We start from the raw sequence: 26,522 nt of genomic DNA, 5'->3' as shown, positions 1-26,522 counted from the left end.
AGGACCGGATCAGGCTGCGCCGAGGATGGGCCCAAAACGTGCCCGGTCGGCCAGCCGGGGATCCTCACGGTCCGGAACCACCATCACAGGGCCCTTCGCATGATGGAGGATGCCATCCGACGTGGAACCCAGGAGCATGCCCGTGAAGCCGCCGCGGCCGCGGGTACCCACCACCACCAGCTCAACATGGCGGCTGGCGTCCACCAGCACATCCACCGGAGAGCCGTCCAGCAGTTCGCATTCCGCCGAAAGGTTGGGGTAGTGGCTCCTCAGCCAGGCCATGCCGGCGTCCAGGGTCACCTGGATGTCGGCGAAGAGCGCCTTCCGGTCCATCGGGGCGGGGACCCAGGCCAATGACCCGCTGTATTGCGGCACGGCGCACACCACGCGGAGCGAGGCGCGCAGCCGCTGGGCCTGGTCCGCCGCTTCAAGCACTGCAACACGGGCCTGCTCCGAGCCGTCAACGCCCACCACCACCACATTGTCCACGCGCTGGTGCCCGGCCTTGGCCTGCTCGGCCCTGATGCGCCTGTCCGCCGTCGTTTCGCCAAGGCGGTCCGAACACACCAGGGGCACCGTGACTGTAGGGCATTTCGCATGCGCCGGCAGCGCGCTGCTCACAGAACCCAGCAGCCTGCCCACAAAGCCGCCCCTGCCCCTGGTGCCGAAGACCAGGAGTTCCGCCGTCCGGGACATCTCCAGCAACACACCCGATGCATCCCCGTTCTCCACGGAGGCGCTGACGTCGATGTCGTACGCGGAAACCTTCTCCAACGCCTGCTTGACCACGGCTTCCGCGCCCTCGCGGATCACCGAATCGTCCACCGTGGCGTATCCGCCGTCCAGTCCCGAGGCGGCGAAGATGGGCACGGAATAGGCGGTCACTATGTGCAGGGGGCGCCGGCGGCGGCGGGCCTCCCGGGCCGCCCAGACCAAAGCGCACTGGCCATGGTCCGATCCGTCCACGCCAACAACAATCCCGTCGGGAGCGGCAGGAGCGCCACCGCTGTCCCGCGCCGGGTCCGGATGCAACTCTTGTGCGCCCATGGGGCCGCCTCCTTGCGATACTGCCGTATGTTGCGGCTATTCTGCCAGAAACCGGACCTTTCCCCGTGCACCCGTTCCGCAGCAGCCGCTGCGCAGGAAGGCCCGCTTCCAGTTCTCACTATTCTCCGTCCACCGTTCCATAGCAAGCCTGTTCAGGGCCGGAAAGCGCAGGTTATCCACAGGCCTGCAGACGTACTGGCCGGAGGCCTTCGACGTCACCGGCCCAGGCCCTGCGGCAGGACCAGTCCCCGCCTTTCGGCGGCACCGTGGAAAGCGTGTTCACCCGCAGGGGAATGTTTCGGGATTGGGCTATCCACCACCTGAATTGTTCTGTAGTCTTCAGGACATTGTTGGTCCGGGACGCCAAGACATTCGAGTAAGTGCTGCCCGGCCATAAACTGCGGCCGGACTTTGGGGGTAACGGGACGCGCGTGGGCGACGACGCCTGCACCTGCCGAATCTTCGAAGGAGGGAAACTGTAGTGTCAAGCATGCCTGGGAATGCCGGGACCGAGCAGACCACCACTGTGATCATTGGCACGGGCCTTTCCGGCCTCGCCGTGGCCGCCGAACTGTGCCGCCGCGGGGTTGATTCGATAGTGGTGGACGGACTGGACATCCTGGGTGCGGCCCAGCCGGCCAACACAGCATCCCTCCAGCGCTGCGACGCAGCGGATCCTGCCACCCTCCGTGAACGCAACGAGATACTGCGCCACCTCCGCAACTATGCCGCCAGCCACGCTGTGGATGTCCGGAACACCACCCGCGCTGTCCAACTGACCATGGTGGAGGGCCGGGCCGGGGGGACTGCTGTTCCGCAGTGGGAGGTGCATACCCCCACCGGCGTCCTGATTGCCAACCACATTGTCCTGACCCGCTGTGCGCACAGCCAGTTGCGGCGGATGATCAGCGACTTCGGGATCGCGGTGGGCCGCAACCTTGCCGCTGCCATGCGCGCCATCGGCATCTACCTGGTGGGCGTAGGCGAACTGATAACCCCTTCGCCCAAGGAAGTTCTGCGCCAGGCCAAAACGGTGGGCCACGCCATTTCCGCCAAGGTTCACCCGGACGGCGCTCCGTCCCCGTTCACTGGAAGCCTGGCGATCCTGCCCTGCTAGCGCCACTCAGCGCTCGTCGTCGGTGCCCGCCGTGAGCCTGCGGCGGGCACCGATGGCGAGGATGGCAAGCAATCCCACCGCGGCCGCGGCGAAGATGAAGATGCTCCACTGGAACGGCTCGCCGGAGCCGGCGGAATCCGGTGCCGCTGTTTGTCCCGGCTGGGCGGTTCCGATGGCGGGAGCGGTGCCGATGGCGGGAGCTGTTGCCCCCGCCGTCGAACTGGTTGCCGGAGCAGCCCCACCGGCAACCGCAGCGGCCGTGAACCTGAAGGTCCCCTCAATAGGGTGCGAGTCAGAGCTGACCACCCGCCAGGCAACGGTGAATTGCCCGGCCGGCGCGCCGGCCTTGAGCTTCTGGCTGGCCACGTTGTCCACGATCTCCACAGTCCCGTCCGCCCACTCTGCGCCAGAGGCATCCTTGATGGAAAAGGACGAGCCGATCCCCAGCGGGTTGTTGCTGAAGGTCACCGACACCTTCTCCGGCGGAACGGGTACCGAAGCCCCTTCGGCGGGGCTGCTGGATTCGGCGGCGTCGTGCGCGGCTGCGGGACCGGCCAGTCCCAGGACCGCGGCGGCACAAACGAAGGACCCGAGCACAAGGCTCAGTAAACGGCGGCGGATGGATCCCATGCTTGGACTGCTCCCTTGGTGTTGGCTTCCTAACAGACTAGGCGAAATTGGCGGGCATCCGACCGGAGCCCCCATAGGATTCAGGTATCCCCACAGACTCCCCCGGAGGACTAATGCTTAAGCAAGGCTCTGCCCTGGACCGGTATTTCATGATCACCGAGCGCGGCTCCAACTACTCCCGCGAGATCCGCGGCGGCTTCGCCACCTTCTTCGCGATGAGCTACATCGTGGTCCTGAACCCCCTGATCCTTTCCGGCCCGGACTCCAGCGGCACCACGCTCGGTTTTCCCGCGGTGGCCGCCGTCACCGCCTTCGTGGCCGGAATCCTCACCATCCTGATGGGAGCCTGGGGCAGGCATCCCTTCGCACTGGCCACAGGACTGGGCGTCAATGCCTTCGTGGCCGTCACCGTGGCCACGAACCCCGGGCTGACGTGGCCGGACATGATGGGCCTGGTGGTCCTTTCCGGCGTCACCATGCTGATCCTGGTCCTTACCGGTTTCCGCACCGCCGTTTTCAGGGCGGTACCGGACGGGCTCAAAACGGCGATCGTGGTAGGAATCGGGCTGTTCATCGCCCTGATTGGACTGGTCAACGCCGGATTTGTCCGCCGCATCCCGGACGTGGCCGGCACTACCGTCCCGGTTGGTCTCGGCTTTGAGGGCAAGCTGCTTGGCTGGCCCACGGCGGTATTTGTGTTCGGCCTGATCCTGACCATCGCCCTGGTGGTGCGCAAGGTCAAGGGTGCCATCCTGATTGGCATCATCACCTCCACTGTCATCTCCGTGATCCTGGAATTCACGCTGCATATCGGCCCCAGCGTCCAGCCAGGCAAGCCCTTCAACCCGCAGGGCTGGTCACTGGTGGCGCCTGCCTTCTCAGATTGGGCAGCACCGGACCTTTCCCTGATCGGCAAGGCCAACCCGTTCGGAGCCTTCGGGCACCTTGGCTTCGTAGCCGCCACCCTGCTGGCCTTCGTCATCCTGCTGAGCATCTTTTTCGATGCCATGGGCACCATGGTGGGCCTGGCGAACGAAGCCGGCACGGTGGACGAGCACGGCAACATTCCCGACGTCGACCGGGTCCTCCAGGTGGACGCCCTCGGGGCGATCGTCGGCGGCGGCGCCTCCGTGTCCTCCAACCAGATCTACGTTGAAGCCGGCGCCGGGATTGGCGAAGGCGCCCGCACGGGTATTGCCTCGATCGTCACGGGCCTGCTGTTCCTGGTGGCCATGTTCTTCACGCCACTGATCAACCTGGTCCCGTTCGAGGCCGTGGCCCCGGCCCTCGTGGTGGTGGGCTTCATGATGGTGTCCCAGGTGGGCAAGATCGACTGGCAGGACTGGGGCATCGCCATCCCGGCCTTCCTCACCTTCACGCTGATGCCGTTCACCTACTCCATCGCCAACGGGCTCGGCGCCGGGTTCATCTCGTACGTCCTGATCCGGACTGTCCAGGGACGGGTCAAGGACATCCATCCGCTGATGTGGGCAGTGGCCGCGGCGTTCCTGCTGTTCTTCGCGATTGGTTCCATCGAGGCGGCCCTGGGCATGTAGGCCCGCTCACACCGGCGTGTTGGGGGCCAGGCCCTCATCTCCGGACACGGCCCGGGCCTTTTTCAGGCGGAGCCTGTCCAGCCGGTTCATCAGCGGCGTGGTGGTGGCGCCATGGATCACGATCGAGAGCGCCACCACCAGCCCCACAAAAGCCCACAACCACTCCGCCTGGTCGGCAAACCGGCCCTTGCCCAGCGCATAGGCGAGGTAGTACAGCGAGCCGATTCCGCGGATCCCGAAGAAGGAGAGGGCAATCCTTTCCCGCGGGCCGGTCTTGCCGCCCAGCAGTCCCAGCCACCCTGCCATGGGCCGCACCACCAGCAGGAACGCTAGCGCCACCAGCACCTCGGCCCAGCCGATCCCCGCCAGCAGTCCCCGGCCGATGGCGCCGCCCAGCAGGACCAGGATCACCACGGTGAGGAGGCGTTCCAGCTGCTCCACGTAGGAGTGCAGCACCCGGTGGTAGCCGTGGGTCCGCTCGGCGGTACGGATGGTCACAGCGCAGACAAACACTGCGATGAACCCGTAACCCTCGATCATTTCGGTGACGCCGTAGGCCAGGAAGGTGGCGGCGAGCGCCACAAAGCCCTCGGAGTGGTTGGACAGCCGCAGGCTTTCGGCCCGGGCGGAGAAGAAGAGCCTGGCCAGGACCTTCCCAGTCAGGAAGCCCAGCAGCAGCCCGACGGCGAGCCGCCACAGCACATCCACGCCGAACCATTCAGGAAACCAGGCGGACGGGGATGATCCGGCGATGCTGATGGCGATGGCAAGGTAGACGAACGGGAAGGCCAGTCCATCGTTGAGTCCGGCCTCGGAGGTGAGGCCGAAACGGACCTCGTCCTCCTTGTTGGTGCCGCCGTCGTCGTCCGCGGGCTCGCCCACCTGGACCTCGGAGGCAAGAACCGGGTCCGTGGGCGCCAGGCTGGACGCCACCAGCAGGGCGGCACCCAGGCCCAGGCCCAGGAACCACAACCCCAACAGGGTCAGGCCAATGATGCACAGCGGCATCGCGATTCCCAGCAGCCGCCAGGTGGTGGACCAGAGCCGGCGCCCCACCGGCCGGTCCAGGGCCAGCCCCGCGCCCATCAGGGATATGATCACGCAGACTTCCGAGAGGTGCAGGACAAAGTCGCTGTGGACCAGCGGGTCCGGATCCGGAAGCGTGGGAATCAGGGCGAACGCCGCCATGCCCGCCCCGAGGAACACCATAGGCATGGAGAACGGCACATCGCGCAGCAATTTGGGGAGCACCGCGGCGATGAACACGGCAAGTCCGGCAGCGGCAAACAGGATGCTGGGGGCTTCAAACACGATACTGTTCTCCGGCCTGGGTCGGTTGCGCCCTGCTGGCGCGGCAAGTTGGCACTGGATCCCGAAAGGGGTTGTTCCACCCTAACCCCTCCCGTTTCCCCGGGCAGGTTCTTGAATTCCAGACAGCACGGGGGCGGCGTTGCTGGTTTTCGCCCCCGGCATGCGGTGAGCTTGATCCATGCCTGCCTTCCTGCCTGCCGTCGACGTCCCGCCCCAGCCCTGGACCGGCCGCTTCGATGGCGACGGCGCGGAGCACCTCCGCTGGTGGCAGGCAGTGGAAGCGTACGACGCCGGAGGGGCAGCTGACCCGGAAACGAAACCTGCCGCGCTGCTGGGCTTTTGCAGCGACGAGGGGGTGCGCCGGAACAAGGGCCGCACGGGCGCTGCTGCCGCACCGGCTGCCCTGCGCGCCGCCCTGGGACCGCTGGCATTCCACCTGGACCGCGCCATAACAGACGCCGGTGATGTGGTGGTTGCCGGCACCGGCCTGGAGGCAGGCCAGGAACGCGCCGGCCGGGCAGTATCGGCAATGCTCGACGCCGGGCGGCTCACCGTGGTGCTGGGCGGCGGCCACGAAACCGCTTATGCCAGCTATTCCGGCGTGGCCGGATCCGCCGCTGTGCAGGCCGGCCGGCGGCTGGGCGTGCTGAACCTCGACGCCCACTTCGACCTGCGCGACGAGCCCGTACCCAGCTCCGGGACACCGTTCCTCCAGATGGCCCGCGCGGAAGCGGCCGCCGGACGCGACTTCCGCTACGCCGTCGTCGGAATCTCCGAACCCAACAACACCCGCGCCCTGTTCCACACAGCGCAGAAGCTGGGCGTGCGGTACCTGCTGGATGAGGACTGCGGCGAGGAGCGGGTGCGGGGGTTCGTGGCCGGGTTCCTTGCGGACATCGACGTCCTCTACCTGACGATCGACCTGGATGTGCTGCCTGCAGCGGTGGCGCCGGGCGTCAGCGCACCTGCGGCGTACGGCGTGCCGCTTCCGGTCATCAGTGCCGTGTGCCGGCAGGTGGCCCGGTCCGGGAAGCTGCTGCACCTTGACGTCGCGGAACTGAACCCCGCATTCGATATTGATGGCAGGACAGCGAAGGTTGCCGCACGGCTGATCAATACGCTGCTGCGCTGAGCCTGCTCCCTCCCTTAGGGGCCGCCGGGATGAGTGGCAGGCTTACTGACCCTTCAAAACGTAGCGCCGTTCCGGACGCCCCACCCCGTATTTGAGCCGCACCGCCAGCGTTCCTTCGTCGTGCAGGTACTCCAGATAGCGGCGGGCGCTGACCCGGGACGTGCCCAGCCGCTCGGCCACCTCGGCCGCGGACACGTCACCCTCAGCCGCGTTGAGGGCGGCTTCCACCAGCTTCAGCGTCTCGATGCTGCAGCCCTTGGGCAGCGGCCGCTCCGTCCGGTCCAGGCCGAACACCCGGTTGACGTCCGACTGCTCCGCCACATCCTTGGCTGAGTCCAGGCCCTGGTACGCGCTGCGGTAATGCTCCAGGCGCTCCTGCAGGTCCGACTGGGAAAACGGCTTGATCAGGTAATGCACAATCCCGCCCCGCAGCGCTTTCCGCACGGTTTCCACCTCGCGCGCAGCGCTGATCACCAGCACGTCCAGTTCCGGGGCAACATCCCGCAGCTTCTGCATGAGGTCCAGCCCGTTGATGTCCGGAAGGTGGATGTCCAGCAGCACCAGGTCCGGCTGCAGCCGCCCGGTTTCAACCACGGCCTGCGCACCGGTGTGGGCCACTCCCGCCACGGTGAAGCCCGGCGTGCGCTGGATGAAGCCGGCGTGCACCTTGGCCACCATAAAGTCGTCGTCAACGATCAGCACCTTGATCATGGCTTCGTTGCACCTCCTTTGGGCTGCGTTGTACCTCTGGTGAAACGTGCCGTGAAAACTGCTCCGTTGTCATTGGCCACGGTGAGGTCGCCTCCGGATCTCCGGCAGACCACACGGGACAGGGCCAGTCCGAAGCCGCGCCCCTCCGCAGGCTCCGCTTCCTTGGTGGTGAACCCTTGGCGGAAAATCTCCTCCACCGCCTCGTCCGGGACGCCCGGACCGGTATCACGGACGGTGACAGTGACCTGATCAGCCCCGGTGCGCGGATTCCTCACGTCCTCCACGAGCACGCGGACAGCGGCGTCCGGAAGTCCTGCCACGGCGTCGAACGCGTTGTCCACGAGGTTCCCCACTACGGTGGTGAGGTCGCGGGACAAAGCATCGCTGACCGGCGGCAAGGCGGATTCGGGATCCAGCTGCAGGGCCACGCCGCGCTCAGTGGCGAGGCTGGATTTGGCAATCAGCAACGCGGCGAGGGCGGGGTCCTGGATCCGGCTGGTGACTTCATCGTTGAGCCTGGTCCGGTCCAGGGTGGCGCCGTTGACGAACTGCACCACGGAATCATATTCGCCGATCTGGATCAGGCCCGAGATCACGTGGAGCTGGTTGGCGAACTCGTGGGCTTGCGCGCGGAGCGTATCCGTGGCGGTGCGGGTGGCGCCCAGCTCACGCTCGAGCGAGGACATCTCGGTCCTGTCGCGCAACGTGGTTACGGAGCCTATTTCACGGCCGCGGGACCGGATGGGCACCCGGTTCAGCACCACCAGCCGCTCCCCCACCAGCACCAGCTGGTCGGGGTCCGGCTGGTTGCGCGTGAGGACTGTCTTAAGTGCCGGGTCCACGCGAAGCGATGCAACTTTCTTGCCGACGCAGTCTGCCGGCAGGCCCAACAGTTCGCGGGCACTGTCATTGGCCACCGTGATGCGCTCGTTCGGGTCGAGTGCCACCACCCCTTCCTTCAGCCCATACAGCATGGCTTCCCGGTTTTCCACGAGGCCGGTAATCTCACTCGGCTCCATGCCGAGGGTCTGGCGTTTGACGCGCCGGGACAGCAGCAGGGAACCGGCCACGCCCAGGACACTGGCCACACCCAGATAGGTGAGCAGATTGGGAACTGCATCCCCCAAGCGCTCCAGGGTGGTGGGATAGTTCCGGCTGATGGAGGCGATGCCGATCATCTTTCCGGCGTCATCCAGCACCGGAACGTGCGCGGACAGGACCGCCGCATTGCTTTCCGCCACTACACCGGTCCAGGCGCGGCCCTCCATGACCCGGCTCGACCCAATGTCCAGCTTCTCGCCCAGCAACCCGGGGTCTGAGGAGGCCACCACGGTACGGTCCTGTTTCGCCAACGCCACTTGGGAGGATCCGGACAACGTCCGCACGGCCTCCGCCACGGCGGGCAGTGCCGCCCCGTTGCGGGGCTCGGCGGTTGGCAGCAGCTCACGGACCGCCGGGTTGTTGCCCAGTGCCTCGGCAGCAGAGAGCGCACGCCGGCCCTCGACCCGCTCGAACGTAGCGGCGGACTGGGCCAGGGAGATGGCCACCACGGCCACCAGGACCGCCAACACAATCAGCAACTGCAGCACGAGGTATTGCCCCGCGAGGGACATCCCTCTTCGTCGAGTCACTGTGGTTGGTCCTTTGGGTGGTTCAGCACGTATCTCCGGCCAGGCGCGGGCATTTTCGGCCGCGCCGCGGAGGTAGGGGAACTATACCGCAGCCAGCGCCGGAGCCAGGGCCTGCAGGCTTTTCAACCCCGGGGCGAACAGCGGCGGTTGGGTCTGCGAAACGTGAACGCAATGAACTTAACTTTCTCTGCGTACACAAGAGTGACCGGCATCACGGCGCAACCTAGCATCGAATCACCAAGTCAGTCTTGCTGATCATTTTTCATGAGAGAAGGAACACCATGCGCCAGATCCGCGCATTGCGTATTGCCGCCGTCGCTGCCGGCATCGCCCTGATGGCCACCGGCTGCGGTGCCACCGGAAAGAGCTCCACCGGTTCGGAAAGCTCCGGCGCTGCCGCCGGACCCATCACCGGGCTGCAGATCATGGTCCCCAACACCCCGGGCGGCGGCTATGACACTACCGCCCGCGCAGCAGCGAAGGTCCTCGATGACGAGAAGATCTCCAGCAACACCGAGGTCTTCAATCTCGCCGGCGCCGGCGGCACCGTTGGCCTGGCCCGCGTGGTCAACGAAAAGGGCAACGGGGACCTCGCCATGCTGATGGGCCTCGGCGTGGTGGGAGCGAGCTACACCAACAAGTCCGAGTCGAAGCTCACCGAAACCACTCCGCTGGCCCGGCTCATCGAGGAACCCGGCGCCATCATGGTCGGCAAGGACTCCCCCTACAAGACCATCGATGACCTGGTGACGGCCTGGAAGGCCAACCCCGGTTCCATCTCCGTGGGCGGCGGCTCCTCCCCCGGCGGCCCTGACCACCTGCTCCCAATGCAGCTCGCTGGCGCAGTAGGCATCGACGCCACCAAGGTCAACTACGTCGCCTACGACGGCGGCGGCGACCTGCTCCCCGCAATCCTCGGCAACAAGCTCGGCTTTGCCGCCTCCGGCGCAGGCGAGTTCCTGCAGCAGATCAAGTCCGGCGAAGTGCGGGTCCTGGCGACCAGCGGCGACAAGCGCCTTGAAGGCGTGGACGCCCCCACGCTGAAGGAATCCAACATTGATCTGGTATTCACCAACTGGCGCGGCATGGTGGCCCCTCCCGGCATCAGCGACGCGGACAAGGCATCCCTGATCGCCGCCCTTGAGAAGATGCACGGAACCGAGGGCTGGAAGGAAACACTGAAGACGCGCGGCTGGACTGACGCCTTCATCACCGGCGACGAGTTCAAGTCCTTCCTCGCCGACCAGGACAAGCGGGTGGCGGACGTGCTCACCAAGCTTGGGTTGGCGTGAGCTCCCTGACCTCAGGCCTTAAAGGCCGCGCCGAGCTGGGGGTTGCCCTCCTGCTCGGCGCGGCCGGCGTCCTGGTCTTCGTGGACGCCAACCGCCTGGTAACCCCGTACTCCCAATCCGATCCGGTCGGGCCTAAAACGGTTCCCTACGTCGTTGCCGGCCTGCTGCTGGTAACCGCCGTCCTGTTGGCCATCAACGTCATGCGCGGCGGCCAGGGCGAGGCTGAAGGCGGCGAAGACGTGGACCTCACCCATCCGGCAGACTGGAAGACCGTCCTGCCCCTTGCCGGCGCGTTTATCCTCAATATCCTGCTCATCGACTGGGCCGGCTGGGTTATTTCCGGCACCGTCCTGTTCTGGGGCTGCGTCCTTGCCCTTGGGAGCAGGCACTACATCCGTGACGGGCTGATCTCCGTGGCTATGTCCCTGCTGACCTTCTACGGCTTCTACCTTGGCCTCGGCATTGCACTGCCCGCCGGACTCCTGGAAGGAATCCTCTGATGGACGTCTGGTCCTCACTGATGGACGGGTTCGCCACCGCCCTCACCCCCATGAATTTCCTCTACGCCGTGATCGGTGTACTCCTGGGCACCGCCGTCGGCGTCCTTCCGGGCCTGGGCCCGGCCATGACGGTAGCCCTGCTGCTGCCGGTCACCTATGCCCTCGAACCCACCAGCGCTTTCATCATGTTCGCCGGAATCTACTACGGCGGCATGTACGGCGGCTCCACCACCTCCATCCTGCTGAATACACCGGGCGAATCATCGTCGGTGGTGACGGCGATCGAGGGCAACAAAATGGCCAAGGCCGGCCGGGCGGCACAGGCGCTTGCGACGGCGGCCATCGGCTCGTTCGTTGCCGGCACCATCGGCACCGCCCTGCTGGCAGTCTGCGCACCGATCGTGGTCCAGTTCGCCGTCAGCCTGGGCGCCCCCAGCTACTTCGCCATCATGGTCCTGGCGCTGCTGGCCGTCACCGCCGTCCTGGGTTCGTCCCGGCTCCGCGGGTTTGCCTCGCTGGCGCTCGGCCTCGCCATCGGCCTGGTGGGCATCGACTCCGTCACCGGCCAGCGCCGCCTGACCTTCGGCCAGCCGCTCCTGGCGGACGGCCTGGACATCGTAGTGGTGGCCGTTGCCATCTTCGCCGTCGGCGAAGCCCTCTGGGTTGCCGCGCACCTGCGCCGCACTCCCCTGCACGCCATTCCCGTGGGCCAGCCCTGGATGGGCAAGAAGGACTGGGCACGCTCATGGAAACCGTGGCTCCGCGGAACGTTGTTCGGGTTCCCGTTCGGCGCCCTGCCGGCAGGTGGCGCCGAGATTCCCACGTTCCTGTCCTATGTCACGGAAAAGCGCCTCAGCAAGCACCCGGAAGAATTCGGCAAGGGCGCGATTGAGGGTGTTGCCGGTCCGGAAGCAGCCAACAACGCCGCAGCCGCCGGCACGCTGACCCCGATGCTGGCCCTCGGCCTGCCCACCAACGCCACCGCCGCGGTGATGCTGGCGGCTTTCACCTCCTACGGCATCCAGCCCGGTCCGCAGCTCTTCTCCAGCCAGGGACCGCTGGTCTGGGCACTGATCGCCAGCCTCTTCATCGGCAACTTCCTGCTCCTGATCATCAACCTGCCGCTGGCACCCCTGTGGGCCAAGCTCCTTCAGCTCCCCCGCCCGTACCTGTACGCAGGCATCCTGTTCTTCGCCACGCTGGGCGCCTACTCGGTGAACCTGCAGGCGTTTGACCTGGTGATCCTGCTGGTCCTCGGCGCACTCGGGTTCATGATGCGCCGGTTCGGGCTGCCCGTGCTGCCGCTGATCCTCGGTGTCATCCTCGGCCCGCGCATCGAAGGCCAGCTCCGGAAGACGCTGCAGCTCAGTGCCGGCGACCCGGCAGGGCTGCTCAGCGAGCCGATCGCCGTCGTTATTTACATCATCGTGGGACTCATCCTGCTGTGGCCGCTGCTTTTCAAGCTGGTCCGGCGGAACCGCCCGGCGCGCAGCCCGCTGATTCCCGCAAATTCCGGTGCTCCCGAACCGACGGATGTTGGCTGACCAGTCCCGGACACCGCCTCCTGGACAGACCCCTTGGCACCGATCCCAAGCAATAGACCTACAGAAAAGAGAACAACCATGACCATCGTGGTGGGATACGTCCCGACCCCCGAGGGTGAAGCAGCCCTGACGCAGGCCATCGCTGAAGCCAGGAAGAGCAACTCCACGCTGTTGGTCATCAACTCGTCCAAGGGCGACGCGCTGGTGGACAACCGCTACGCCCAGGAGCCGGACATCCAGAGCATCGAGGACCGGCTGGCCACGCAGGGCATCGACCACGTCATCAAGCAGCCCGTCCGTGGCCACGATGCCGCCGCCGAGGTCCTGGATGCCGCGGAGGAGAACAACGCTGAACTGATTGTGATCGGGCTGCGGCGCCGGACTCCCGTGGGCAAGCTCATCATGGGCAGCGTGTCCCAGCGGATCCTGCTTGAGGCGGACTGCCCGGTCCTGGCAGTGAAGGCCGGTTAGCTGGACTGAAGCTGTGCCTGCGGCGCCTGCTCGGCACGCGCTGCTCCTGATGCGCGGTACAGTTCCTGGCGCTGGCGCCCCAGGCCTTCAACTTCAACCTCGACGACGTCTCCCGGCTGCAGGTACGGGAAGCGGCCGCTGAGCGCAACACCCTCTGGAGTCCCGGTGATGATGACATCACCGGGCTCCAGGCGCATGTACTGGCTGCAGTGGTGCACCAGGGTGGCGGCGTCGAAGATGAGCCCGGAGGTGGACGAGTCCTGCCGCGGCTCGCCGTTCACCCAGCTGCGCAGGGCCAGGTTGCCGCCGTCGATCTCCTCTGCCGGAACAAGCCACGGGCCCAGGGGGCTCGAGCCGGGCAGGGACTTGCCCTTGGTCCATTGGCCGGCCGCGCCGGGAATCTGGTATTCACGCTCGGAGAAGTCGTTGGCGGTGACGTAGCCGGCGATGCAGTCCTTGGCCTCTTCAACGGACTGAAGGTACGTTGCCTCTGTACCGATCACAACGCCCAGTTCCACCTCCCAGTCGTATTTCATGGAGTGCGGCGGAACGGGAGCGAGGTCATAAGGCCCCGTCACGGTGTTCGCCGGTTTGAGGAACACCACAGGAATCTCCGGCGGCGCGGAGCCTGACTCGGCCGCGTGCGCGGCGTAGTTCATGCCAATCCCCACCACGGCTCCGGGCCGGGCCACCGGAGCACCGATGCGCAGGCCGGCTGCTCCCTCGAGGACAGGCAGGGCGCCGGCGTCGAGGGCGGCCCGCACCTTCGCAAGCCCTCCGCCGGCGAGGAAAGCGCCGTCAACGTCCCCTGTCAGGGGCAGCAGGCTGAAGTACTCTTCGTTTCCGTTAGCGGATGAAGCCAGAACGGCGGGCTGTTCCTTGCCGATATCCCCGAGGCGCATGATCTTCATACAGGATTCCTTCTCTCTGAAGTCCGGTTAACGATGGCTTAGCACTATGGTGTCGGAGGCGGGCGGGCGTTCGCCAGTGCGCCGATTGTGACTGCCGGCTGCAGCGAGGGTTTCGGGCCGTTGACGGACCGCTAAGGCGGGCTACATAGGACAGTCATCTGACATTTAGAGGACCTACCGGTAGACTGGGTTGGCCCTGGGGGACGAAACACAGAAAGTTCAGTACATGCCTACAGCCACTATGGAACGCCTTCCGGCCTCCTCCGACTCTACGGAAGAGCTGCCGGACCGGACCATCGACCTGGAGTTTTCCACTGCAGGCGAAGTGCACGCCGGTCTGGAAGAGGCAGTCGCCGGGCTCATCGAGACCGCCGCCAAGGACGCCTCATGCGGCATCCTCGTCACCCGGCTCCGTCCGGGACGCTACACGGTAGCCCTGGATGAATCAGTGCCGTTCGGCGAGACCTACGAGGCCATCGCCGCCTGACAGTTTGCGATGGTCGCCTCTCCACGCATCAACAAAAGTTCCCCGCCCTGCATCGCAGGACGGGGAACTTTTGTTTGCCGTGCCAAAAACTGTCAGCCGCGTCGCACCTGCACGCCGTCGGACTTCAAAAAGAGCTGTTTCTCAGTCGGACCAGCCGGCACAAGCCACAGAACGTTGCCGCTCTGGGACACTTCCTCCACCTCCCCGGTGGCTACAACGTGCGCCTGCTTGATGATCTCCACGCGTTCCCCGGCCCGGAGAATCCTCCAGTCAGAAACAGCGGCGGAATGGGCATTGCGCCTCGATAAGACTGCCCCACGTGCTTTCATGTGAACTTCTACCCCTTTGTATATGTTCTTCCGCCACAGCTTCTTTGATGTGACTTTTACTACACCTTCAGTTCTACTACACTCCCCGCCCGCCTGATGACCGTGTCGGCGGAAATTTCACCAGGCGGACGGTTAGCGCTTTCTTTCCGAAGATTCTTCTTCTTTACGCCAGTGCACCGACGGCCGATTCGGCGGAGCGGCGCACTCCACCTGCCGCGACGAACTGGTCCGCCGCTTCCAGTTCCGGCGAGAGGAACCGGTCCGTCCCCGGCCCATCCACCACGGCGCGGAGGGCAGCGACGACGGCCATCCCTGCCGGACCCGGTGTCAGCACTCCGCCGGAGAGCTGCGTGCGGATGTCCAAGGCCCGGGCAGAGGTCACCAGCTCGACGGCCAGTACGCGGCGCAGGTTCTCCACAGCCTTGCGCAGCTTGCGTGCCGCGTGCCAGCCCATGGAGACGTGGTCTTCCTGCATAGCCGAACTGGGGATGGAGTCAACGGACGCGGGAACCGCCAGCCGTTTGTTGTCGGACACCAGCCCTGCCTGCGTGTACTGGGCGATCATCAGGCCGGAATCCACTCCCGGGTCAGCCGCGAGGAACGCGGGAAGGCCATGGGAGCGGGCCGGGTCCAGCATCCGGTCCGTCCGCCGCTCGGCGATCGAGCTGAGGTCCGCGACGGCGATGGCCAGGAAATCCAGGACGTACGCCACCGGGGCACCATGGAAGTTGCCGTTCGAGCTCACCCTCCCGTCCGGCAGGACCACCGGGTTGTCGATGGCCGCGGCCAGCTCGCGGGACGCTACCAAGGCAGCGTGATCCACGGTATCGCGGACCGCACCGGCCACCTGCGGGGCACAACGGAGCGAGTAGGCGTCCTGCACCCGCGAGTCCCCCACTTTGTGCGACGCCACAATCGGCGAATCAGACAGCACGCGCAGCATGTTGTCGGCACTTGCCGCCTGCCCGGGGTGGGGACGCAGCGCGGCGTGCAGCCCGGGCAGGAACACCTGGTCGGTGCCCAACAGGGCCTCGACGCTGAGCGCGGCGGTGATGTCCGCCGTCGTGAGCAGCTGGCGAAGGTCGGCGATGGCCATGAGGAGCATGCCCAGCATTCCCTCGGTCCCGTTGACCAGTGCCAGGCCCTCCTTTTCGGCGAGCGTGACGGGCTCGATGCCGTGTTCGGCGAGGAGTTCGGCGACGGTGCGCTGGCCGGGGGCGCCAACCAATTCGCCGTCGGGGCCTTCCGCCTGGCCTTCACCCATCAGGACGAGTGCACAGTGGGACAGCGGCGCGAGGTCCCCGGAGCAGCCCAGGGAACCGAACTCGCGGACCACGGGCGTGATGCCGGCGTTGAGGACGTCCACCATGGTCTGCAGGACCACGGGGCGGACGCCGGTGCGGCCGGAGGCGAGGGTCTTGGCGCGCAGGAACATGATGCATCGCACCACTTCGCGTTCCACCGCCGGGCCCATCCCGGCGGCGTGGCTTCGGATCAGGCTCTTCTGGAGCTGGGTGCGAAGTTCATTGGGGATGTGGCGGTTGGCCAGGGCGCCGAAGCCGGTGGAGATACCGTAGGCCGGCACGTCGCTGGAGGCGAGGTCGTCAATGTGCGCACGGACCTTGGCCACCGTTTCGAGCGCTTCGTCCGAGAGCGCCACCTTGGCATTGTGGCGGGCGACGGCGACGACATCCTCGGGCGTCACGCCGCTGGAGCCGAGGGTGACGGTCAGCGGTTCGTGGGTAATGGTTGTCATTGTTACTCGCTTTCTGGGGCCACGCGCGCAGGGTTCCCTGGCCGAGCTTGCGAGGTTAGGGGGCGTGTGGGGATGGGGATGCGGACGCCGCGTTCTTTGGCGACGTCGAGGGCGCGCTCGTAGCCGGCGTCGGCGTGCCGGATGACGCCCATGCCGGGGTCATTGGTGAGCAGGCGTTCGAGCTTCTGCGCGGCGAGGTCTGTACCGTCGGCGACGGAGACCTGGCCGGCGTGGATGGACCGGCCGATCCCGACGCCGCCGCCGTGGTGCAGAGATACCCAGGTCGCGCCGGAGGCGGTGTTGAGCAGGGCATTGAGCATGGGCCAGTCGGCGATTGCGTCGGAACCGTCGGCCATGGCTTCGGTCTCACGGTATGGGGAAGCAACGGATCCCGAGTCCAGGTGGTCGCGGCCGATGACGATGGGGGCCTTGACCTTTCCTTCCTTGACGAGCTGGTTGAACAGCAGCCCGGCCTTGGCGCGTTCACCGTAGCCGAGCCAGCAGATCCGTGCCGGCAGGCCTTCGAACTCGACCCGTTCCTGCGCGGCGTCAATCCAGCGGTGCAGGTGCTTGTTCTCCGGGAACAGCTCTTTGATGGCCTCGTCGGTGACGCGGATGTCCTCGGGGTCACCGGACAGGGCAACCCAGCGGAACGGGCCGAGGCCCTCGCAGAACAGGGGCCGGATGTAGGCGGGAACGAAGCCGGGGAATTCGAAGGCCCGGGTGTAGCCGCCCTTGCGGGCTTCGTCGCGAATGGAGTTGCCGTAGTCGAACACCTCGGCGCCGGCATCCTGGAACTCGACCATGGCCTGGACGTGCCGGGCCATCGAAGCCTGCGCCTTCTTGGTGAAGCCTTCGGAATCGGCCTCGGCTTCGCGGTGCCATTCCTCCACCGAAATTGCCTCGGGCAGGTAGGACAGCGGATCGTGCGCGCTGGTCTGGTCGGTGACAATGTCCACGGTCAGTTCGCCGGCTTTGTGTCGGCGCAGGATCTCGGGGAACACCTCGGCCGCGTTGCCCACGTAGCCCACGGACCAGCCACGGCGCTCTTCCTTGGCCTTCAGGACCTTGGCGATGGCGGCGTCGAGGTCGGTTTCCACTTCGTCCAGGTAGCGCTTGCCGGCGCGGCGGCGCAGTCGGGTCTCGTCGACGTCTACGATCAGGCAGGCGCCCTCGTTCAGGGTGACGGCGAGCGGCTGGGCGCCGCCCATGCCGCCGCAGCCGCCGGTCAGGGTCAGGGTGCCGGCCAGGGTGCCGTCCTCGTCGCCGGTCAGCTTCCGGGCGATGGCGGCGAAGGTTTCGAAGGTGCCCTGCAGGATGCCCTGGGTGCCGATGTAAATCCAGGACCCGGCGGTCATCTGGCCGTACATCATCAGGCCTTCGGCTTCGAGCCGCCGGAACTCGGGCCAGTTGGCCCAGTCGCCCACCAGGTTGGAGTTGGCCAGCAGCACGCGCGGGGCCCACTCGTTGGTGCGGAACACACCCACGGGCTTGCCGGACTGGACCAGGAGGGTCTCGTCCTTTTCCATGGTTTCCAGGGTGCGGGTGATGGCGTCGAACGCAGCCCATGACCTGACGGCACGGCCGGTGCCGCCGTAAACCACCAGGTCGTCCGGACGCTCGGCAACTTCGGGATCCAGGTTGTTCATCAGCATCCGCAGCGGGGCTTCAGTCTGCCAGGACTTGGCGGTGAGCCCGGTGCCGCGGGCTGCTTTGACCGGGCGGGCACCGGTGGTGAAATCGGCGGGTGCCATGATGGCTCCTTTTCGTTGGTGTCTGAGGTTTCGAAGAAGTTCTGTAACAACTAAAGCCCTTGGGGAAGGGGCTTTACAGGGGTTTCAGGCCGGTGCTGTCCGGAATTCCAGACGCTCCCGCCACTTTGCGCGCCGGCTACTTCGCGGGGCGGCCGTGCAGCCGGATGGACAATTCGTCGGCGGCCTTTTGGACCCGGCCGGCCAGCAACGGCCATTCCTGCACGGGCACCTTGTCCTCGAGGAAGGTGACGGCGACGGCCGCCGTCGGCCAGCCAAGGTGGTCCGTCACAGCGGCGGCGATGGAACCGAAGCCAGGGGTGACCTCGCCGTGTTCCGTCGCGTAGCCGCGCTGCCGGACCTGGTCGAGGTGGGAGGACAGCGCGGAGTACTTCATGATGGCTCCTTCCACCTCATGCCGGGCCGTGAAGGCGGCGGCATTCGGATACAGGGCGCGCACCTGGGATTTGGGCAGCGCGGCCAGGATCGCCCGGCCGCTGGCGGTGAGGTGGCTGGGCAGCCGGACGCCGACGTCGGTCACCAGGGACGGGCGGTTCTTGGCCCGCTCCTCCACGATGTAGAGCACGTCGCGTCCATGCAGGACTGCCAGGTGGGCGCTCTCCCCGAGGGCATCGACAAGGCTCGCGAGCAGCGGCCGGCCGAGCCGGGACAACGGTTCCTGCCGCGAGTAGGCGGAACTCAACTCGAACGCACTGATTCCGAGCCCGTACCGCTGCTCCTCATGCAGGTGGAGCACAAAACCGTTCGCCTCCATCACGCCCAGCAGGTGGTAGACACTGGAGCGGGGCAGGCCCAAGGAAGAGGCAATTTGCGACGCCGCCATCGGACCCCGCCGGGAGGCCAGCAGTTTGAGGATACGGAGCGTGTTCTCGGCAGCGGGAACCTTCGATGCCACTTTTGCGGCCGCTTTTGGTTCATTGCCGGCCTGTGGCACTGCTTCGGTAGCTAACACCGGACACTCCTTCGCTTCTGCGGTCCATCCCGGCGCAGTCCGGGATCCCGTACTTAAGCTTGCCTCCTCGCTGAGCCGCTTGGACCTATCTATACGCGCTTCGTGTCTGCCATACCAGACATGGTGCCCGGACATCCTGCGATCAATGGCGAACCTGGGCGGCTGAACCGCCGCTTTCGACCGGTAGGAAAATTAGTATCGAGAACTACTTGCCTTATGGAAAGTAGTTGCCATACTCTGGCTACAGTCCGCCGGACGAACTAACGCCTGCAAAAGCAGAGGAGACCCACATGACGAACGCACCTTTCCACGGATCCCACCCGAGTCTGGATGAGCAGCTTCGCGCAGCCGAAGCCGGCGACGGCGGCGGTGCGCGGATCGCACGGTCAGCGGGCCTGGCGGGGGCCCGCTACGCCGCCACGATGGCCACCCTCGTGGCGTTGTACCTGTTGGTGGTCGTCTATGTCTATCCGCAGGACATCCTCTGGCTGAACATCGCGGTCACGGCAGTCTTCGTCGCCGGCATGGTTGGCACCTGTGTCACGTACGGGCGTCGGCGGAGTGCCTCCGGCTTGGGCTGGAGCAGACGGTATTCGGTCGGCTTCGCCCTCAGCGCCCTGATCTTCGGCCTGGGAATGGTGTTGCTGGACCTGACCGACTCGCGCGCGGCCTGGCTCTGGATCCCCTATGCCGCGGTGACGGCGCTGCCGCTCCTGGCGGCCGGCCTGATGCGGAGCGACCGGTGAGCCCCGACGGTGCGCCGGCCCACCCCCGGCTCAAGCTGGACGAATACCTAAGCCTGCCGGTCCGGCTCAGCATCGTGGCCGCCCTCGCCCGGGTGGACGACGCCGAGTTCGGCGCAGTGCGTGATGCCATCGAAGTCAGCGACCCCGTGTTGAGTAAACAGATCGGAATACTCGAAGGTGCCAGCTACGTCAGCACCCGGAAGGGCTATGTCGGCAAGCGGCCCCGCACCTGGCTGAGCCTGACTGACGAGGGGCGCGCGGCCCTGCGCCGGCACCTGACAGCCCTGCACACACTCATCGATGGCCTCTGACCGCCGGGAGACGGCTTTGCGTCCCTTTAGTGAGCATGCGCGCAGCTCCCCCCGCCGGCTAGAGGCCACAAGCGGCCATCCGGAGCACCCAGCAGTTGGGTAGAGTCCCGGCTACCAGACCTTCTGCGCGAACTTATGGACGGCAGCTCGGGGCAGCGCCCAGGGAATCCGAACCTCACCAGGCACAGCACGGAGGAATGGGCCGCCCACCGTGCCGCCATCGAAGCTGCGGCGAGGCAGGCTTGAGCCCGCTCAGACCCTGACCACTACCTTGCCGCGCGCCTGCCCGGCGCGGAGGTACTGGATGGCGGCCGGCGCTTCAGCAAGCGGGAAGACCTTATCCACTGCGGGTTTCACGCTGCCGGACTCGATCAGCGACGCAAGGGCTTCGAGATCCAGGTGCGTTTCCTTCGCGGCAAGGCCCTTGAACTTTTGGCCGGAGAACAGGGACATCAGCGGCGCACTAAGGGACCGCTCAAATCCGCCGGTCAGCCTGCCACCCCCTTCGCCACCGACGATCACCAGCGTGCCCTTGGGTACCAGCAGGCGGCGGAGGACGGACAGCGGCCGGTTGCCGGCCGTGTCGAGGATGAGGTCGTACAGCTTCCCGGCGCCCGCAATATCAGAAGCGGTGTAGTCGATGACGGCATCGGCTCCCAGGGAACGCACCAGCTCAACCTTGCCGGTGCTGCACACACCAGTGACCTCAGCTCCAAAGACCTTGGCCAGCTGGACCGCGTAGGACCCTACTCCCCCGCCGGCTCCCAAAATCAGCACCTTCTGGCCAACGGTCACTTGGCCGGCGTCGCGTACAGCCTGCAAAGCGGTGACGCCGGAGATGGGCGCCGCCGCCGCTTCTTCGAACGAGAGGCCCACGGGCTTTCGGGCCAGCTTGTCCTCCTTGGCACAAACGTATTCGGCAAAGGACCCGTCGCAGGTTCCGTACACCTCGTCCCCCGCGGCAAAGCGGGTCACCCCAGTCCCAACCGCTTCCACTACGCCAGCCACTTCCCGGCCCCTAACGGGAACCTTCGGCTTCTTTAGCCCGTAACCAAAGAGCCGGACCAGGTACGGCAGTCCGGTCATCAAGTGCCACACGCCCTGGTCAACGCCGGCCGCCCGCACCCGGATCAGCACCTGGCCGTCGCCGGGCCCGGGCCGGGCGATGTCCCGCAACGTGAGCACCTCTGCCGAACCGTAAACGTCCTGCACGATTGCTTTCATCATCGATCTCCTTCGGACTGCTGTTACCGGGCACAAACCTCAAGCAGTTCCGCGCAGTTCAACAGCGGCCCCTCAACGTAAGGAAAAGCACGCATCGAGTCAAGGGGGTACGCACACGAACGGGACAAGCAGCGATTCACCGCCAAGTCTGAGATGAAAGACACCAAGCCCCCGTGAGGCTCATCACGTCACCCGCGGAAGTGGTCTGCTGGTTAGCGGCTCCCCTCCCAAAGACGAGAAGGTATTTCTATGCAACCAGCACCAACCCCAACCAGGAACGAAAGTCCGGCCGCACAACAGACCGCAACAGCCGCCGTCGGAAGCGTCCTGAACCGGGGACTGAACGTGCGCCACATCCGGTTCATGGCCCTGGGCTCTGCAATCGGCACGGGACTCTTCTATGGTTCAGCCTCGGCAATCCAAAAGGCCGGCCCGGCCGTCCTGCTGGCCTACATCATCGGCGGCGCCGCAGTCTTCATGGTGATGCGCGCACTCGGTGAAATGGCCGTACGGCATCCTGTCTCCGGCTCCTTCGGCCAGTACGCCAGCCGCTATCTCGGCCCGCTGGCCGGCTTCGTGACCGGCTGGACCTACGTCTTCGAAATGGCCATCGTTGCGATCGCCGACGTGACGGCGTTCAGTATCTACATGGGTTTCTGGTTCCCGCAGGTGGAGCGCTGGGTCTGGATCCTGGCGATCATCTTCTTCCTGGCCGCACTGAACCTGCTGAGCGTCAAGGTCTTCGGCGAGCTGGAGTTCTGGTTCTCGCTCATCAAGGTCGCCGCCATCGTCGCCATGATCGCCGGCGGCGCTGCCATTATCGTTTTCGGTTTCCAGGCTGAGGGTTCAACTGTCGCTCCTGGCCTGGGCAACCTCGTGGAGCACGGCGGGTTCTTCCCGTCCGGCTTCGAAGGGCTGCTGGCTTCCTTCGCGGTGGTGATGTTCGCCTTCGGCGGGATCGAGACCCTCGGCATTACCGCCGGCGAGGCCGCCGACCCGAAAAAGGTGATCCCCAAGGCAGTCAACACTGTTCCCGTGCGCGTCCTGCTGTTCTACGTCCTCACCCTGGGGGTGCTCATGAGCCTCTTCCCCTGGGACGAAATCGGCAGCAACGGCAGCCCCTTCGTGCAGATCTTCAGCGGGCTGGGCATCCCCGCCGCCCCGCACATCCTGAACGCGGTAGTCATCACAGCTGCGCTCTCGGCCATCAACAGCGACATCTTCGGCGCCGGACGCATCCTCTTCGGACTCTCCCGCCAAGGCCATGCCCCGGCCGCCTTCGGGAAGGTGTCCCGGCATGGGGTGCCGTGGATGACCGTGGTGATGATGGCTGCGATCCTGCTGGTGGGTGTGGTCCTGAACGCCGTCATTCCGGAGGACGTCTTTATCCTCATCGCCTCCATCGCGACCTTCGCCACCGTCTGGGTATGGGTGATGATCCTCGCCTCCCACGTGGCCATGAAGCGCGAAATCAAGCGGCGCGGCCTACCGGCGTCGGAATTCCCTTCGCCCTGGTGGCCGGCCGCCTCCGTCCTGACCATCGCCTTCATGGCGCTGGTGATCGCCGTCCTCGGCGCCTTCGAAGACACTCGAATCGCCCTCTACGTGGGCGGCGCGTGGCTGGGGCTTCTCATCCTTGCGTACCGTTTGTGGATCAAAGGTGACGGACGACGGCGCGCCGAACTGGTGGACGAAACGTCACCGCTGCCGGTGGTCGGTCCAGTTCCGGTCACCGTAGCCCGCAGCGGCGACTGAACGAGCCTGCCGGGGTTAAGATCAGGAATGGTTCCACTTTCCAACCTGCTGGCGTTCGCCCTGGCAGCGGTGGTCCTCATCGCCGTACCCGGACCAAGCGTCCTGTTCGTGATCGGGCGCTCCCTGGCGCTGGGCTGGAAGGGCGGCGTCCTCACCGTGCTGGGCAACGCGGCCGGGCAGCTGGTGCAGGTGGCAGCGGTGGCCTTGGGTGTGGGCATAGTGGTGGCCCAGTCGGTGATCCTGTTCAGCGCCGTGAAACTGGCGGGCGCCGCCTATCTGGTCTACTTGGGGATCAAAGCCGTCCGGCACCGGCGGGACTATTTCTCCACCCAGCGCCCGCCGGTGGACCCGCGGCCGCTGCGCCTGGTGGCTGAAGGCCTGGTGGTCGGTGCCACCAACCCCAAATCGGTGGTGTTCTTCGTGGCCGTCCTGCCGCAGTTTGTGGATTACCCGTCGGGGGCCATCCCGTTCCAACTGGCACTGCTGGGCATGGCCTTCCTGCTGATTGCACTGGTTTCGGACAGCCTTTGGGCCATCGCTGCCGGTTCCGCCCGCCACTGGTTTGCCAGGTCGCCCCGCCGGATTTCTGCCATGAAGGCAACCGGCGGGGCGTTGATGATCGGCCTTGGCGGCACCCTGACCCTGACATGTACCAAATCCTAGCTGCCCGGCCGGCAGGGCCGGGCAACCAGATCAGTCAGGGCAACGGGTCAGCTAGTGAAACCGGCTCAGCCAGGGAACCCGGTCAGGCAGAAGCAGCGGCCGCACGAACAGCCTCAGCCAGGGAAGTAGCCGGGCGTCCGATCAGCTTGCGCAGGTCCCCCGTGCTGACCAGGAGGTCGCCGCGGGCAATGCCGAGGTCCGAATCGGCGAGGATCTCCGCGAACGCCTCGGGAACTCCAAAGCCGGTCAGCAGTCCGGCGTATTCCCGGGCGGGGAGGTCCTGGTATGAAATGTGCTTTCCCGCGACAGCGCTGATCTCGGCGGCAAGCTCTGCCATCGTGAACGGCTCGTCGCCACCCAGCTCGTAGATCCTGCCGGCCTGGCCGCCGGCAGCCAGGACAGCGGCAGCCGCGTGGGCGTAGTCGGCGCGGGAAGCGGCGCTGACCCGGCCGTCCCCCGCGCTTCCTGCGATAGCACCCTGGGCAAGCGTGCCGGGCAGCTGGTCCGTGTAGTTCTCCAGGTACCAGCCGTTGCGCAGGAGGACGAAAGGAACGCCGGATTCCCGCAGGATGGTTTCCGTGGCCTGGTGCTCTGCCGCCAGCAACATTTCGGTGGTGTCCGCATTGGCGATGCTCGTGTAGGCGAGCAGTTCAACGCCCTCTGCCTTTGCGGCTTCAATCACGGTACGGTGCTGCTCCACCCGCTGGCCCACCTCGCTGCCGGAAATGAGGAGGACCTTGGCAGCGCCTTGGAGGGCGGCGGCCACCGAAGCGGGATCCGCGTAGTCCATGGCCTTAACCTGGACGCCGCGCGCCGCGAAGTCTGCCAGCTTTTCGATGGAGCGCCCGGTGGCCACGATCTCCTGCCCGGGAACATTGCGCTCCAGCAGTGCCTCGACTACGTGACGGCCCAGCTGGCCGGTTGCGCCTGTAACGACGATGCTCATGATTTCCTTCCGTTGGGGGTTGGTCAAAGAGCACAACCACGCTCCTTTCCGATTACTTCCCGAAAGAGAGTACGCACTTTAAGGTAAGGTACTGGCATGGAAGTAAGTACTGCCGCTCCTGCGCATGCCGCACCCCTTCCCGTGGCCCTGGCCGACGGCGTTTTCCCGGCCGGGTGCCCCAGCCGGACCGTGCTGGACCACATCACGAGCAAATGGGGCGTGCTGATCCTGCTCGCGTTGTCCGAGGGCGAGCAGCGGTGGAGTGAACTGCGGCGTCGGGCCGAGGGCGTCAGCGAGAAGATGCTGGCCCAGACCCTCAAGACGCTTGAACGTGACGGCCTGGTCAGCCGCAAGGCCCAGCCGGTCATCCCGCCGCGGGTGGATTACAGCCTCACGGAGCGCGGCTACGAACTGAGTGGCCTGCTGGTTCCGCTGGTCGCCTGGGCCTTCGAGAATGCGGAAGAGATCGTTAACGGACAGCGCTGACCGGCATGGATCCCTTGAGTTCCGCGCAGCCGGCCCAAGCGGGTATGACCCCCTTGAAAAAGCGAGTACATGTTACTGGTGTGACTGGTGTGAATAGCGCATAGCTTTGGCGTAAGGTGCCAGCCGGAATGGGAGGGCCGCCCTCTGCTGGGAGCGTTCCGGTTAACCTGCACCGCCAGTGGGTGGCTTCGCTGCCGCCCGCAAGGAGTTGGTACGCATGGTGAAGACTTTTGTCCCCGACCCGGCCAGCATGGGCCAGCCCATCAGCCTTGCCACTGCAGCAGCGAGAGCGTGGGACCGGGCAAGGGCCACGCTCACCCCCAGGTCCCCTTACAAAATCGGGGACGCAGTAGTGGGCGACGATCCGTTCAGTGGCCGTTGCGAGGGAATAGTGGTGGTGCAACAGAGAAACTCCGTGGGCGTAAAAACCGCCCACGGAGTTGTGTTCTATGACCACCGGCAACTGCGGCAGCTGGACTGAGTTACCTGGCCGACCAGCCGCCGTCCATCGTGTAGCTGGCACCGGTGACCATGCCGGCATGGTCGGAGGCCAGCCAGGCCACCAGGGAGGCAACCTCCTCAGGCTCCACCAGGCGCTTGATGGCAGACTCGGTGAGCATCACCTTGGCCAGCACCTCGGATTCGGGGATGCCGTGCACCTGGGCCTGGTCCGCGATCTGCTTCTCCACAAGTGCCGTCCGGACGTAGCCAGGGTTGATGCAGTTGGACGTGACGCCATGGTCGCCGCCTTCGAGTGCCGTCACCTTGCTCAGCCCTTCCAGGCCGTGCTTGGCGGAAACATACGCGCTTTTGAACGGCGAAGCCCGGATCCCGTGCACGGAGGACAGGTTGATGATGCGGCCAAACCCGTTGGTGTACATGTGCGGCAGCGCGGCCCTGATCAGCAGGAACGGGGCCTCCAGCATCAGGGCGAGGATCCGGCGGAACTGCACCGGATCAAACTCCTCGATGGGGCTGATGCGCTGGATCCCGGCGTTGTTCACCAGGATGTCACAGTCCAGGCTCAGGGTGGCGAGCGAGTCCACGTCCAGCAGGTCAACTGCCCAGGACGTGCCACCCACCTCGTCGGCGAGCGCGGCGGCACCGGCGGAGTCGACGTCGGCCACCACCACCTTCGCTCCCCGCGCCGCCAGCTCCCTGACGCACGCGGCGCCGATTCCGCTCGCTCCCCCGGTGACCAGTGCCTTACGGCCGTTCAAAGTGTTTTCCATTGCAGTTTCC

At 66.0% G+C, this 26,522-nt stretch carries 27 protein-coding genes; 14 read left to right on the top strand and 13 right to left on the bottom strand.

What is annotated here, in order from left to right; translation table 11 throughout:
- Positions 1–9 precede the first annotated feature (9 nt).
- On the bottom strand, positions 10–1,047 hold the full coding sequence (locus QFZ36_RS15640) for a universal stress protein (RefSeq protein WP_306637838.1): 1,038 nt from the start codon (positions 1,045–1,047) through the stop codon (positions 10–12).
- Positions 1,048–1,537: 490 nt separating this feature from the next.
- Between QFZ36_RS15640 and QFZ36_RS15635 the strand changes: the two genes are divergently transcribed.
- Positions 1,538–2,164 (top strand): FAD-dependent monooxygenase, encoded by a 627-nt coding sequence (locus tag QFZ36_RS15635; RefSeq protein ID WP_306639244.1) that lies wholly within the window; start codon positions 1,538–1,540, stop codon positions 2,162–2,164.
- A 6-nt stretch (positions 2,165–2,170) separates the two neighbouring features.
- Here the strand turns inward: QFZ36_RS15635 and QFZ36_RS15630 are convergent, their stop codons facing one another.
- Positions 2,171–2,794 (bottom strand): copper resistance CopC family protein, encoded by a 624-nt coding sequence (locus tag QFZ36_RS15630; RefSeq protein WP_306637837.1) that lies wholly within the window; start codon positions 2,792–2,794, stop codon positions 2,171–2,173.
- Between the two features lie 113 nt (positions 2,795–2,907).
- Between QFZ36_RS15630 and QFZ36_RS15625 the strand changes: the two genes are divergently transcribed.
- On the top strand, positions 2,908–4,350 hold the full coding sequence (locus tag QFZ36_RS15625; RefSeq protein WP_306637836.1) for an NCS2 family permease: 1,443 nt from the start codon (positions 2,908–2,910) through the stop codon (positions 4,348–4,350).
- Between the two features lie 6 nt (positions 4,351–4,356).
- Here the strand turns inward: QFZ36_RS15625 and QFZ36_RS15620 are convergent, their stop codons facing one another.
- Entirely contained in the window at positions 4,357–5,661 is a 1,305-nt protein-coding gene (locus tag QFZ36_RS15620) for a cation:proton antiporter (RefSeq protein WP_306637835.1), read from the bottom strand.
- A gap of 178 nt (positions 5,662–5,839) precedes the next feature.
- Between QFZ36_RS15620 and hutG the strand changes: the two genes are divergently transcribed.
- A complete protein-coding gene (gene hutG, locus QFZ36_RS15615; protein ID WP_306637834.1) occupies positions 5,840–6,793 on the top strand; it encodes a formimidoylglutamase in 954 nt (317 codons plus the stop codon).
- Between the two features lie 42 nt (positions 6,794–6,835).
- Here the strand turns inward: hutG and QFZ36_RS15610 are convergent, their stop codons facing one another.
- Both QFZ36_RS15610 and QFZ36_RS15605 read right to left on the bottom strand, forming a co-directional pair.
- Positions 6,836–7,504, bottom strand: a complete 669-nt coding sequence (locus QFZ36_RS15610; RefSeq protein WP_306637833.1) for a response regulator — start codon at positions 7,502–7,504, stop codon at positions 6,836–6,838.
- Positions 7,501–9,117, bottom strand: coding sequence for a sensor histidine kinase (locus tag QFZ36_RS15605; protein ID WP_306639242.1), 1,617 nt, complete (start codon positions 9,115–9,117; stop codon positions 7,501–7,503). Before QFZ36_RS15605 ends, QFZ36_RS15610 begins: the two co-directional genes overlap by 4 nt.
- A gap of 299 nt (positions 9,118–9,416) precedes the next feature.
- Between QFZ36_RS15605 and QFZ36_RS15600 the strand changes: the two genes are divergently transcribed.
- The 4 genes from QFZ36_RS15600 (at position 9,417) to QFZ36_RS15585 (ending at position 12,942) form a co-directional block, all read left to right on the top strand.
- A complete protein-coding gene (locus QFZ36_RS15600; RefSeq protein WP_306637832.1) occupies positions 9,417–10,427 on the top strand; it encodes a Bug family tripartite tricarboxylate transporter substrate binding protein in 1,011 nt (336 codons plus the stop codon).
- Positions 10,424–10,927, top strand: a complete 504-nt coding sequence (locus QFZ36_RS15595; RefSeq protein ID WP_306637831.1) for a tripartite tricarboxylate transporter TctB family protein — start codon at positions 10,424–10,426, stop codon at positions 10,925–10,927. The genes QFZ36_RS15600 and QFZ36_RS15595 overlap by 4 nt, the downstream gene beginning before the upstream one ends.
- A complete protein-coding gene (locus QFZ36_RS15590; protein WP_306637830.1) occupies positions 10,927–12,471 on the top strand; it encodes a tripartite tricarboxylate transporter permease in 1,545 nt (514 codons plus the stop codon). Before QFZ36_RS15595 ends, QFZ36_RS15590 begins: the two co-directional genes overlap by 1 nt.
- A 78-nt stretch (positions 12,472–12,549) precedes the next feature.
- Entirely contained in the window at positions 12,550–12,942 is a 393-nt protein-coding gene (locus QFZ36_RS15585; RefSeq protein ID WP_306637829.1) for a universal stress protein, read from the top strand.
- On the opposite strand, the gene QFZ36_RS15580 is transcribed toward QFZ36_RS15585, so the two are convergent.
- Positions 12,939–13,853 carry a fumarylacetoacetate hydrolase family protein gene (locus QFZ36_RS15580; protein ID WP_306637828.1) on the bottom strand — a complete coding sequence of 305 codons (915 nt, stop codon included), beginning with the start codon at positions 13,851–13,853 and terminating at the stop codon, positions 12,939–12,941. The two genes, QFZ36_RS15585 and QFZ36_RS15580, sit on opposite strands and share 4 nt — an antisense overlap.
- A 226-nt stretch (positions 13,854–14,079) precedes the next feature.
- Between QFZ36_RS15580 and QFZ36_RS15575 the strand changes: the two genes are divergently transcribed.
- Positions 14,080–14,340, top strand: a complete 261-nt coding sequence (locus QFZ36_RS15575; protein WP_306637827.1) for a hypothetical protein — start codon at positions 14,080–14,082, stop codon at positions 14,338–14,340.
- A gap of 92 nt (positions 14,341–14,432) precedes the next feature.
- On the opposite strand, the gene QFZ36_RS15570 is transcribed toward QFZ36_RS15575, so the two are convergent.
- From QFZ36_RS15570 to QFZ36_RS15555, 4 genes are all read right to left on the bottom strand, one after another.
- Complete coding sequence (locus QFZ36_RS15570) at positions 14,433–14,669, bottom strand: hypothetical protein (protein WP_306637826.1); 237 nt, start codon at positions 14,667–14,669, stop codon at positions 14,433–14,435.
- A gap of 163 nt (positions 14,670–14,832) precedes the next feature.
- Positions 14,833–16,425, bottom strand: coding sequence for a histidine ammonia-lyase (gene hutH / locus QFZ36_RS15565; protein ID WP_306637825.1), 1,593 nt, complete (start codon positions 16,423–16,425; stop codon positions 14,833–14,835).
- 2 nt (positions 16,426–16,427) lie between these two features.
- Entirely contained in the window at positions 16,428–18,179 is a 1,752-nt protein-coding gene (hutU, locus tag QFZ36_RS15560; RefSeq protein WP_306637824.1) for a urocanate hydratase, read from the bottom strand.
- A gap of 136 nt (positions 18,180–18,315) precedes the next feature.
- Positions 18,316–19,149: an IclR family transcriptional regulator gene (locus tag QFZ36_RS15555; RefSeq protein ID WP_373427048.1), complete on the bottom strand. Its 834-nt coding sequence runs from the start codon at positions 19,147–19,149 to the stop codon at positions 18,316–18,318.
- Between the two features lie 290 nt (positions 19,150–19,439).
- Here QFZ36_RS15555 and QFZ36_RS15550 point away from each other — a divergent pair, with 290 nt between their 5' ends.
- The gene (locus QFZ36_RS15550; protein ID WP_306637823.1) at positions 19,440–19,895 is read left to right on the top strand and encodes a hypothetical protein; all 456 of its coding nucleotides are present in this window, start codon (positions 19,440–19,442) and stop codon (positions 19,893–19,895) included.
- Positions 19,892–20,206, top strand: coding sequence for a winged helix-turn-helix domain-containing protein (locus tag QFZ36_RS15545; RefSeq protein WP_306637822.1), 315 nt, complete (start codon positions 19,892–19,894; stop codon positions 20,204–20,206). Before QFZ36_RS15550 ends, QFZ36_RS15545 begins: the two co-directional genes overlap by 4 nt.
- Positions 20,207–20,458: 252 nt before the next feature.
- On the opposite strand, the gene QFZ36_RS15540 is transcribed toward QFZ36_RS15545, so the two are convergent.
- Positions 20,459–21,433 carry an NAD(P)-dependent alcohol dehydrogenase gene (locus QFZ36_RS15540; RefSeq protein WP_306637821.1) on the bottom strand — a complete coding sequence of 325 codons (975 nt, stop codon included), beginning with the start codon at positions 21,431–21,433 and terminating at the stop codon, positions 20,459–20,461.
- A gap of 246 nt (positions 21,434–21,679) precedes the next feature.
- Between QFZ36_RS15540 and QFZ36_RS15535 the strand changes: the two genes are divergently transcribed.
- Together QFZ36_RS15535 and QFZ36_RS15530 are read left to right on the top strand one after the other, a co-directional pair.
- Positions 21,680–23,185: an amino acid permease gene (locus QFZ36_RS15535; RefSeq protein WP_306637820.1), complete on the top strand. Its 1,506-nt coding sequence runs from the start codon at positions 21,680–21,682 to the stop codon at positions 23,183–23,185.
- A 27-nt stretch (positions 23,186–23,212) separates the two neighbouring features.
- Positions 23,213–23,848, top strand: coding sequence for a LysE family translocator (locus tag QFZ36_RS15530; RefSeq protein WP_306637819.1), 636 nt, complete (start codon positions 23,213–23,215; stop codon positions 23,846–23,848).
- Between the two features lie 82 nt (positions 23,849–23,930).
- On the opposite strand, the gene QFZ36_RS15525 is transcribed toward QFZ36_RS15530, so the two are convergent.
- Positions 23,931–24,794: an SDR family oxidoreductase gene (locus tag QFZ36_RS15525; protein WP_306637818.1), complete on the bottom strand. Its 864-nt coding sequence runs from the start codon at positions 24,792–24,794 to the stop codon at positions 23,931–23,933.
- Between the two features lie 96 nt (positions 24,795–24,890).
- Between QFZ36_RS15525 and QFZ36_RS15520 the strand changes: the two genes are divergently transcribed.
- Positions 24,891–25,280, top strand: a complete 390-nt coding sequence (locus tag QFZ36_RS15520; RefSeq protein WP_306637817.1) for a winged helix-turn-helix transcriptional regulator — start codon at positions 24,891–24,893, stop codon at positions 25,278–25,280.
- Between the two features lie 217 nt (positions 25,281–25,497).
- The gene (locus QFZ36_RS15515; protein WP_306637816.1) at positions 25,498–25,761 is read left to right on the top strand and encodes a hypothetical protein; all 264 of its coding nucleotides are present in this window, start codon (positions 25,498–25,500) and stop codon (positions 25,759–25,761) included.
- Position 25,762: 1 nt separating this feature from the next.
- Here the strand turns inward: QFZ36_RS15515 and QFZ36_RS15510 are convergent, their stop codons facing one another.
- Positions 25,763–26,512 carry a 3-hydroxybutyrate dehydrogenase gene (locus QFZ36_RS15510; RefSeq protein WP_306637815.1) on the bottom strand — a complete coding sequence of 250 codons (750 nt, stop codon included), beginning with the start codon at positions 26,510–26,512 and terminating at the stop codon, positions 25,763–25,765.
- Positions 26,513–26,522 lie beyond the last annotated feature (10 nt).

Source organism: Pseudarthrobacter siccitolerans, from assembly GCF_030823375.1.
Classification (GTDB): Bacteria; Actinomycetota; Actinomycetes; order Actinomycetales; family Micrococcaceae; genus Arthrobacter; species Arthrobacter siccitolerans_A.
The sequence above is the reverse complement of the archived record's forward strand: the minus strand, read 5'-3'. Positions and strand labels throughout refer to the sequence as shown.